Genomic DNA, 9,855 nt, shown 5'->3' with positions numbered 1-9,855 from the left:
GTTCAACCCTATTTCTTCCTTCATTTCGTTAAGATTCATTGACTAAAAATTTCAATATTCCTGCATCTCCCCTTTTTGCAGCAGTATATAAAAAATGGGGAAAGTCCAGATAATTTAGGTGTTCACCTTTGCTTCGTTCTGTGTTACAATTATCTTGACACATATTCTGTACCTCTTAATGTTTTTGTTATTATTAACATTATACAAAAGGTACAGGTATGTGTCTATTTTTTTAATTCAAATCGTGCATTTAATTATACAATTTATTTTTTATTAAATTGTATTGTTTTAACTTTAAATTAGTAATCATTATTGTTATAATAGATTAGACATTAGAGGTAAACATACATTCACTTTTAAATTGCGGCTCAATTTTTCAAAACAGTTAGTTTTTTGAACCTTTGAGCTGTAAATTGGTAAATTGGATTTGACAACTATGTGTTTATTATTCAATAAAACTATGTAAACTATATTATTCAGAGGGGGAGATAATTTGAAAGAAGGAAAATTTATACTTGAAGCCCCTTTTAAGCCAGAAGGAGATCAGCCTGAAGCAATTAAAAAATTAGTTCAGGGTATTAATAAAGGATATCGCCATCAGACACTGCTTGGTGCAACCGGTACTGGAAAAACATATACAATGGCGGCACTGGTGGAAAAGGTCAATAAGCCAACACTGGTTATCGCCCACAATAAAACACTGGCTGCACAGCTTACAAGTGAGTTTAAAGAATTTTTTCCGCAAAATGCAGTTGAATATTTTGTAAGTTATTATGATTATTATCAGCCGGAAGCATATGTTCCGCAAACAGATACCTATATTGAAAAAGATGCATCTATAAATGAAGAGGTAGAAAAATTAAGACTTTCAGCTACTACTTCTCTTTTTGAAAGAAGAGATGTTTTGATTGTAGCAAGTGTTTCCTGTATTTATGGTCTTGGTTCACCAGAGGACTACCTGGATCTTTCCTGCAATTTAGAAGTGGGAAAGATAATGGACAGAAAAGAGATAACGAGGAGTTTAACTTTTATGCAGTACAGCCGCAATGATATGGATACATCGCGTGGGCATTTTCGTGTTAAGGGAGATGTAATCGATATTTTTCCCGCTTACAGAGATATTGCTGTTAGAGTTGAGCTTTTTGGAGATGAGATAGACAGACTGGTTAGAATTAATACGGTGACAGGTGAAGTTGAGGCCGAGCTGGATGAAATAACAATATTCCCGGCCAGCCACTTTGTTACACCTGAAGATAAAGTACAGCGTGCTGTGCAGAAAATTCGAGATGAGCTGGAAGAAAGGGTGGAAGAGCTGAGAAGTGAAAACCGCCTTGTAGAGGCACAGCGGCTTGAACAGAGGACAAGATATGACCTGGAAATGTTAGAACAGATGGGTTTTTGTTCCGGGATAGAAAATTATGCCCGTCATCTGGCCGGCAGAGAAAAAGGTTCAAGGCCAAATACTCTGATCGATTATTTTCCTGATGATTTTATGGTGATTATTGATGAATCTCATATGACAATTCCACAGATAGGTGGTATGTTTGCAGGAGATAGATCCAGAAAGGAAAAACTGGTTGAATATGGGTTTCGCCTTCCTTCTGCACTTGACAATAGGCCGCTTAATTTTAAAGAATTTGAAAAGATTGTTCCGCAGGCAGTTTATGTTTCTGCTACTCCTGGGCCATATGAAGAAAAACACAGCCAGCAGGTGGTGGAACAGATAATTCGTCCGACCGGACTTGTTGATCCGGAAATAGATGTAAGGCCGACTAAAGGACAGATTGATGATCTGCTGGGAGAAATTCAGGGGGTAGTAAAAAATAATGAGAGGGTGCTTGTAACCACTCTTACCAAAAGAATGGCAGAGGATTTGACCGAATATATGGCGGAAGCTGGTATTAAGGTTAGATACCTGCATTCTGATATTGATACAATAGAAAGATCTGAAATTATTCGCGATCTCAGACTGGGAGAATTTGATGTGCTGGTGGGAATTAACCTTCTGCGTGAGGGACTTGATTTACCAGAAGTTTCCCGAGTGGCGATACTTGATGCAGATAAGGAAGGATTTTTGCGTTCTGAGCGTGCACTGATACAGACAATAGGACGTGCCGCCAGGAATGTTGATGGTAAGGTTATCATGTATGCAGATAAAATGACCGATTCTATGAAAAATGCTATTGATGAAACAAATAGAAGAAGAAAAATTCAGATAAAATATAATAAAGAAAATAATATCACTCCTAAAACAATTATTAAACCGGTAAGAGATGTTTTGAGGCCGGTAGAAATGGTTGTTTCTGAGGATAAGGCAAAATATTATGATAAGACCAATGATAATAATGAAGAAGAAAATAAGCTAGATTTTGACAATATGAGCCGAAAAGAGCTGATGCAGCTTATCTTTGATCTGGAAATGGAGATGGAAGAAGCTGCAGACAATCTGGAATTCGAAATAGCTGCTCAGATACGAGATGAAATAGAAGAAATTGAAACAAAACTATAATGGTACCGGGTACAAAAATCGCAAATAGTACCAGGTACAAGTTCAAAATTTCACTTGTGCCTGGTACATATAATGGTACATATAAAATAAAAAGAGGTGTAAATTTTAAGATGGGATTAGATCGTTTAATTATAAAAGGTGCTGAAGAGCATAATCTTAAAAAAATAGATCTGAATATACCGCGTGATAAATTGATAGTTATAACAGGGCTGAGTGGTTCGGGAAAATCATCACTCGCTTTTGATACAATATATGCTGAAGGACAGAGACGATATGTCGAATCGCTTTCTGCCTATGCAAGACAGTTTTTAGGTCAGATGGAAAAACCGAAAGTGGAATATATTGAAGGACTTTCCCCTGCAATTTCTATTGATCAGAAGACAACCAGTAGAAATCCTCGCTCAACAGTGGGAACTGTAACTGAAATACATGATTATCTGCGATTGCTTTATGCAAGAGCTGGGACTCCTCATTGTCCGATCTGTGGTAGAGAGATAAAATCACAGACAGTTGATGAAATTGTTGATCAGGTGCTTGAACTTCCAGAAAGGACTAGAATTCAGGTGTTGTCCCCTATCGTTCGTGGGCGCAAAGGAGAACATGAGAGAACTTTTATGCAGGCACAGAGAGATGGTTTTGTTAGAGCAAGAGTTGATGGAGAAACAGTACTCCTGGAAGAAGCGGAAAAACTTGATAAAAATTTTAAACATGATATAGAAGTAATTGTAGATAGACTTGTTATTAAAGATGGGATTAGAGAAAGGCTGGCTGACTCTCTTGAAACAGCACTTAATTATGCAGATGGTCGGGTGATGATTGAGGTAATAGGTGGAGAAACTACAACTTACAGCGAAAAATTTGCCTGTCCTGAACACAATATTAGCTTAGAAGAAATGTCACCCCGCATGTTTTCTTTTAATTCCCCCTATGGTGCATGCGAAAATTGTGGTGGTCTTGGTATTAAAAAAGAATTTGATCCAGATCTCATTTTAGAATATGATAAGTCGATTGAGGAAGGAGGGATTATTCCCTGGAAAAGTTCTTCCAGCCGCTATTATCCTGCACTGCTTAAGGCAATGGCAGATGAATATAATTTCAGCTTAAAAACAAAAATTAAGAATCTGGATGAAGATATTCTGAAAAAACTTATTTATGGTGATGATAAAAAAATAACTTTTCCCTACACAAACCGCTATGGACGAACTAGAGACCATACAACACGTTTTAAGGGAATAACAGGATATTTAAAAGAGAGAATGGAAAAATCGGATAGTCCAGGAACTCACAAACGCATGGAAAGATATATGAATGAAATTCCATGTCATGTATGCCACGGACAGCGTTTAAAGCCTGAAGTGCTGGCAGTAACTGTTGGAGGTATTTCTATTGCAGATTTTAGTTCGTTTACAATAAAAGAAGCATATGATTTTCTACAGGAAATTGAGCTGGACGAACGCAGCAAAAAAATAGCGGGAGAAATTTTGAAAGAAATTAAACAGAGGTTACGTTTTCTGCTTGATGTTGGTCTCGAATATTTGAGTCTTGATCGTTCAGCGGGAACTCTATCTGGTGGAGAAGCACAGCGGATCAGGCTGGCCACACAGATTGGTTCTGGTTTAATGGGGGTATTATATATTCTGGATGAACCGAGTATAGGACTTCATCAGCGGGATAACAATCGTTTGATTAATACTCTTGAACATATTAGAGATCTGGGTAATACAGTAATTGTTGTAGAGCATGATGAGGAAACTATAAGAGCAGCCGATTATATTATAGATATGGGCCCTGGTGCAGGTAAACATGGGGGGGAAGTTGTAGCCGAAGGTTCGCTGGATGATATCCTGGCAGAAGAGCGCTCTCTAACAGGTCAGTATCTTTCCCGCAAAAAAGTTATACCTGTACCGGAGGAACGTTACAGTCCCAATGGTGAATGGCTGACAATAAAGGGAGCAAGGCAGCACAATCTAAAAAATATAGATGTGGATATTCCTCTGGGTACTTTTACATGTGTAACAGGAGTTTCAGGTTCTGGTAAAAGTACTTTAATAAACAATACTTTAAAAAGACAGATGATGAAAGAAATTTATGATTCGACTCTTCATCCTGGTAAACATGATTCTATCGAAGGTAAGGAAAAAATTGATAAGGTGATAGATATTGACCAGTCTCCTATTGGTAGAACACCTCGTTCTAACCCAGTGACTTATACAAAAGTGTTCAATTATATTCGTGATGTCTTTGCAAGCACACCTGAGGCAAAGCAGAGGGGCTACAAAATTGGTCGCTTCAGTTTCAATGTCAAAGGTGGACGATGTGAAGCCTGTAAAGGACAGGGTATAGAAGAGATAGAGATGCACTTTCTGCCTGATGTTTATGTCCCCTGTGAAGTATGTGGAGGGAAGCGATATAATCGTGAAACATTGGAAATAAAATATAAAGGTAAAACAATTGCTGATGTGCTTGATATGAATGTAGAAGAAGCACTGGAGTTTTTCGAAAATATTGAACCCATCAGACGACGACTGCAGACCCTTTATGATGTAGGGCTTGGATATATAAGATTGGGCCAGCCTGCCACAACATTATCAGGTGGCGAAGCTCAGCGGATAAAGATAGCTAAAGAGCTGGGAAAGATCAGCACAGGTGATACACTTTATCTTCTGGATGAACCAACAACAGGCCTTCACTTTGATGATATTAAAAAGCTGCTTAAAGTACTGCATCGACTGCGCGAAAATGGAAATACAGTTATTGTTATAGAACACAACCTGGATGTAATAAAATCAGCAGATTATTTAATAGACCTGGGACCTGAAGGTGGAGAAAAGGGTGGCCAAGTAGTTGCAGTAGGGACACCAGAAGAAGTAGCAAAAACTGCAGGCTCATATACAGGTAAATTCCTGCAGGAAGTACTTTGAGTACCTGATACCCAAAACCCTCATTTGTACCCGGTACATATGGAAATAGTTAAAATATTCACTTGTACCCGGTACGTATGACGTATGCTTGTACCCGGTACTAAAGACTCGGTACTAAAGACTAAAGAGGTGTTGATGATTCATGGTAGAGAAAAAAGGACATATTGAGGCACAGCTGAAGGAGCTTCCCCGCCAGCCCGGGGTTTATCTTATGAAAGATGAGACTGGGATGATTATTTATGTTGGAAAGGCTAAGTCTCTGCACAGCAGAGTCAGGTCATATTTTCGTAAAAATGATCAAACATATAAGACCAGGATGCTGGTTAAATATATAGATGATTTTGATTATATAATGACAGATACTGAAGTGGAAGCATATATTCTGGAAGCAAACCTTATAAAAAAATATCAGCCAAAATTTAATATCCGTCTCAAAGATGATAAAACTTATCCATATATAAAAGTTACTAAAAATGTTGATTTTCCCAGGGTATTTAAGACTAGAATTGTTAAAAATGATGGGGCAGAATATTTTGGTCCATTTGCCGATGTAGATGCTATTTACAAGACTCTTGATATTATAAAAGATATTTTTAAGCTGAGAAGCTGCAAAAAAGAGCTGAAGGCAGATGAACCAGAAGATAGGCCCTGTTTAAACTATCATATTGATAAGTGTCTGGGGCCGTGCATAGGTGCGGTCAGTAAAGAGGATTATCATGAGCTGATCGATCAGGTCTGCCTGTTTCTTTCCGGCCGTCAGGAAGAACTCCGCACTCAGGTTGAAAAGATGATGAAAAATGCTGCTGAGGAGAGGAATTACGAAAAAGCAGCCCACTTCCGTGATGCGCTTAAGGCTTTCAAAAAGCTGAGTGAAAGCCAGAAAGTTATGACTGATAAAAATATTGATCAGGATGTAGTAGCACTTGTCCAGGGGGAAAAGGATAATGCCTGTGCACAGCTTTTACTGGTGAGAAACGGCCGCCTTATCGGGCAGGAATATTTTATCCTTCAGGGTACAGATGATGAGGCAGAAGCAGAGATGATGGCGTCTTTTCTGCAGCAGTATTATGAACAGGCTGCAGGAATTCCAGATGAACTGCTTCTCAATACTAAAATAAATTATGAAAAGCTGCTGTCTGAAAGGCTGGCTGATATAAAAGGTAAAAAGGTTAGTATTCAGTATCCGCAGAAGGGTGATAAAAAGAAGATGCTGGATATGGCAGAGAGAAATGCATTTCAGAACTTAAAAAAAGAAGAGATCCGCAGTAAATATGAAAAAGAGAGAACTTCAGGTGCGGTGGAAAAGCTGGGAGAAATTTTAGAGATGGAAAAGCCACCTCTTTATATAGAAGGATTTGATATATCAAATATTCAGGGAACTGATTCTGTCGCTTCAATGGTTGTATTTAAAAATGGAAGGCCTTCAAAACAGGATTACAGGAGATTTAAGATAAAAACAGTTGAAGGCCCTGATGATTTTTCCAGTATGAAAGAGGTAGTAGAAAGACGATATGCCAGACTGCTGAGGGAAGATAGGGAGCTGCCAAATCTAATCCTTATTGATGGAGGAAAAGGTCAGCTCAAGGCAGCTTATGAAATTCTGCAGCTTCTGGGGATAGAAAATCTGCCAATAATTGGACTTGCTAAAAAAGAAGAAGAAATTTTTAAACCTGGAGAGAGTGAACCGATTATACTACCCCATCATACTCCAACACTGCAGCTTCTGCAGCGTGTGCGGGATGAGGCACACCGTTTTGCTGTCAGTTATCACCGCAAACTCCGCTCCCGCAGACTTACTCATTCTATGCTTGATGAAATACCGGGTGTGGGGCCGACCAGAAGAAATTCACTTCTGCAGCATTTTGGTTCGCTAGCAAAAATTAGAGAAGCTGAGATATGGCAGCTTAAAAAGGTGGATGGAATCAGTGGTAAAACAGCCCGCAAGATATATGATTTTTTAAGAGAAAATATGAGAGCATATTAATTTACTGCTGCTTAACCGTTAAATTTGTAAAAAGATTGAAAGATTTTTTCCAGACCATATTTATCAGGTGAAAAGATATATTCAGTATTTCCAAGAAATAAATAACCACCTGTATTTAACACATTTGTAAATTTGTTTATCAGATAATTCTTCATATCTTTGGTGAGATAGATAAAAAAGTTGCGGCATAATATTAAATCCCAGCTGCCACTGTAGGGGGCATTTATGAGATCTTTTTGTTCAAATTTGACCTGACTTTTTATATCTGTATTTAGTCGGTAAGCACTGTTTTCCCCATCAATTGCTGTAAAGTATTTTTTGAGATATCTGTCAGAAACATTTTTGAGAGAATTTTCTCTGTACTCTCCTTTTTTGGCCTTTTCTAGAATTGACCTGTCCAGGTCAGATGCCAGAATTTCATAGCGGGATGGATCAATATTTAGCTCATTTAAAATTATGGCCAGTGTATATGGTTCTGACCCATTAGAACAGGGAGCACTCCATATCTTAATCTTTCTTTTTTCGGCAAACATTTCTGGAAATATATTATTTTTTAAAAAATCAAAGTTTTCGGGATTGCGGAAAAATTCCGAGGTATTGATAGTAAAATGGTTTAAATATGCATCTTTAAATTCAGTATCATGTTTGAGCAGATTGAGACATTCATCAAAATCTTTTACATTGTGCCTGCGCATCAGGCTTTTTGTCCGCCTTTCCACTCTGTCCAGCTTATAGCCGTCTAAATCTATATCTAAAATTTTTTTTGCCTGGTTTTTAAATTCTTCAAAACTTACTGCCATTTATTACTTCCCCTCCACAATATTTATTATTCTCGGTCCTATTTCATATAAAGGTTTTATTTCATGATAGCCGCCAATTTTTGCAGCTGCTCCCGGCATACCATAAACTAGAGCAGTTTCTTTTGATTCTATAATACCATAACCGCCATTATCAACTATTTTCTTCATACCGCGAGCACCATCTCTACCCATACCGGTCAGAACAACACCTATCAAGCGTTCACCATATATTTTGGCAGTACTTTCCATCATATAATCAACACAGGGTCTTACTCCCATATATCTTTCTTCCTGACTTAAGACTACCCTACCTTTATTATCAATTCTCAGATGAAAATCTCCTGGTGCTAAAAGAGCTCTTCCCGGCTGCAGTTTATCTCCTTGTTTTGCTTCACTTATTTTGAGGCCGGAAATACTGTCAAGTCTTGCTGCCAAAGTTTCTGTAAAACCGGCAGGCATGTGCTGTACAATAACAAAGGCAGCCGGAAAATTTTCTGGAAAGGCAGAAAAAAGCTTATTCAGGGCTTTGGGACCACCGGAAGATGCACCAACAGCAATGACCGGAAAATTACCGCCATCTTTAAACTTTTTATTTTTTTCTTTTTTTATCTTTGGGGTAGGGCTCTGGCCTTTTGCAGCAGCTTTGATCTTCAAAACAAGTTCTTCTTTAATAGAATCAATATTGAGCGATATTGATCCAGAGGGTTTGGGAATAAAGTCGAAAGCTCCCATTTCCAGGGCTCTAAAAACTGTTTCTCTATTATCAAGTGCACTTACCATAATTACCGGTAAATCTGGATATCTTTCTGCAACTATTTCCAGAGTTTCAAGACCGTTGAGTTCGGGCATTTCAATATCTAACATAAGAACATCCACATCATAGCGGGCCAGCTTACGCAGTGCATCACTTCCATTGTAGGCTGTGTCAATAACTGTCAGTTTAGGATCAGCTTCTATTGTATCGGAAAAAATTTTCCGCATAAAGGCAGAATCATCACAAATTAGTATTTTAATCATAATCATTACCTCCAATCTCTCTTTCTTGTACAATATTCAATATTCGCTGATAGAGGATGAAATCCTTTTAAAACAATTCATTATTTTGAAAAAAAGTTTTAACATGATATAATTGATTCAAATAATCTACTGCTGAGGTGATAATGATGAATTTGATAAACTGTAAAAAATGCGGAAAAGTTTTTGCTTCCTCCGGCTCAAAAGTTTGTCCAGCCTGTAGTGAAGAAGAGGAAAAGAAATTTCAACTTGTAAAACAATTTCTCTGGGATAATCCCAATTCAACAATTGATGAAGTAGTAGAGGGCACTGCTGTGGACCGGGAAACCATCATCAAATTCATGAAAGAAGACAGGCTTGCTTCTCATGGGCTTACAATTGATTTTAAATTACACTGCCGCCGCTGTGGTAAGGAGATTGATTCTGGTGAATACTGTGCAAGCTGCAGAAATAAAGTTATCAGTGATCTAAATGCTGAAGAAGAGGAAGAAGATGTAGAAAAGGATTATGAATCTGGAAAGATGTTTTTAAAAGATAGGATTGAAAGAAGAAAGAAATAACGATCACTGTTTAGTACAGCTGGGAATGTTAATTTATCTAAATATTTCAGAATATTATTAAAAACAA

Annotated in this window: 6 protein-coding genes; 4 read left to right on the top strand and 2 right to left on the bottom strand. The window is 37.8% G+C overall.

The genetic code is table 11. The annotated features are described in order from the left end of the window. The first annotated feature begins 493 nt into the window (after positions 1-493). From uvrB to uvrC, 3 genes are all read left to right on the top strand, one after another. The gene (gene uvrB, locus DER71_RS08620; RefSeq protein WP_114458025.1) at positions 494-2,509 is read left to right on the top strand and encodes an excinuclease ABC subunit UvrB; all 2,016 of its coding nucleotides are present in this window, start codon (positions 494-496) and stop codon (positions 2,507-2,509) included. Positions 2,510-2,619: 110 nt separating this feature from the next. After that, positions 2,620-5,430 (top strand): excinuclease ABC subunit UvrA, encoded by a 2,811-nt coding sequence (gene uvrA / locus DER71_RS08615; RefSeq protein ID WP_114458028.1) that lies wholly within the window; start codon positions 2,620-2,622, stop codon positions 5,428-5,430. Positions 5,431-5,572: 142 nt separating this feature from the next. After that, complete coding sequence (gene uvrC / locus DER71_RS08610) at positions 5,573-7,414, top strand: excinuclease ABC subunit UvrC (protein ID WP_114458024.1); 1,842 nt, start codon at positions 5,573-5,575, stop codon at positions 7,412-7,414. An 11-nt stretch (positions 7,415-7,425) separates the two neighbouring features. Here uvrC and DER71_RS08605 read toward each other — a convergent pair whose 3' ends face one another. Together DER71_RS08605 and DER71_RS08600 are read right to left on the bottom strand one after the other, a co-directional pair. Then, positions 7,426-8,214 (bottom strand): protein-glutamate O-methyltransferase CheR, encoded by a 789-nt coding sequence (locus DER71_RS08605; RefSeq protein ID WP_114458023.1) that lies wholly within the window; start codon positions 8,212-8,214, stop codon positions 7,426-7,428. A gap of 3 nt (positions 8,215-8,217) precedes the next feature. After that, positions 8,218-9,231: a chemotaxis response regulator protein-glutamate methylesterase gene (locus DER71_RS08600; protein WP_114458022.1), complete on the bottom strand. Its 1,014-nt coding sequence runs from the start codon at positions 9,229-9,231 to the stop codon at positions 8,218-8,220. 146 nt (positions 9,232-9,377) lie between these two features. Between DER71_RS08600 and DER71_RS08595 the strand changes: the two genes are divergently transcribed. Next, positions 9,378-9,788 (top strand): flagellar protein, encoded by a 411-nt coding sequence (locus tag DER71_RS08595; RefSeq protein WP_114458021.1) that lies wholly within the window; start codon positions 9,378-9,380, stop codon positions 9,786-9,788. Positions 9,789-9,855: the final 67 nt, after the last annotated feature.

It is taken from the genome of Halanaerobium sp. DL-01, assembly GCF_003338615.1.
Classification (GTDB): Bacteria; Bacillota; Halanaerobiia; order Halanaerobiales; family Halanaerobiaceae; genus QPJE01.
Note: the sequence above shows the minus strand (reverse complement) of the source record. Positions and strands in the feature narration are given on the sequence as shown.

Coding starts and splice junctions, on each gene's coding strand:
- uvrA (WP_114458028.1), top strand. CDS start 2,620: ATGGGATTAGATCGTTTAATTATAAAAGGTGCTGAAGAGCATAATCTT.
- uvrC (WP_114458024.1), top strand. CDS start 5,573: ATGGTAGAGAAAAAAGGACATATTGAGGCACAGCTGAAGGAGCTTCCC.
- DER71_RS08605 (WP_114458023.1), bottom strand. CDS start 8,214: ATGGCAGTAAGTTTTGAAGAATTTAAAAACCAGGCAAAAAAAATTTTA.
- DER71_RS08600 (WP_114458022.1), bottom strand. CDS start 9,231: ATGATTAAAATACTAATTTGTGATGATTCTGCCTTTATGCGGAAAATT.
- DER71_RS08595 (WP_114458021.1), top strand. CDS start 9,378: ATGAATTTGATAAACTGTAAAAAATGCGGAAAAGTTTTTGCTTCCTCC.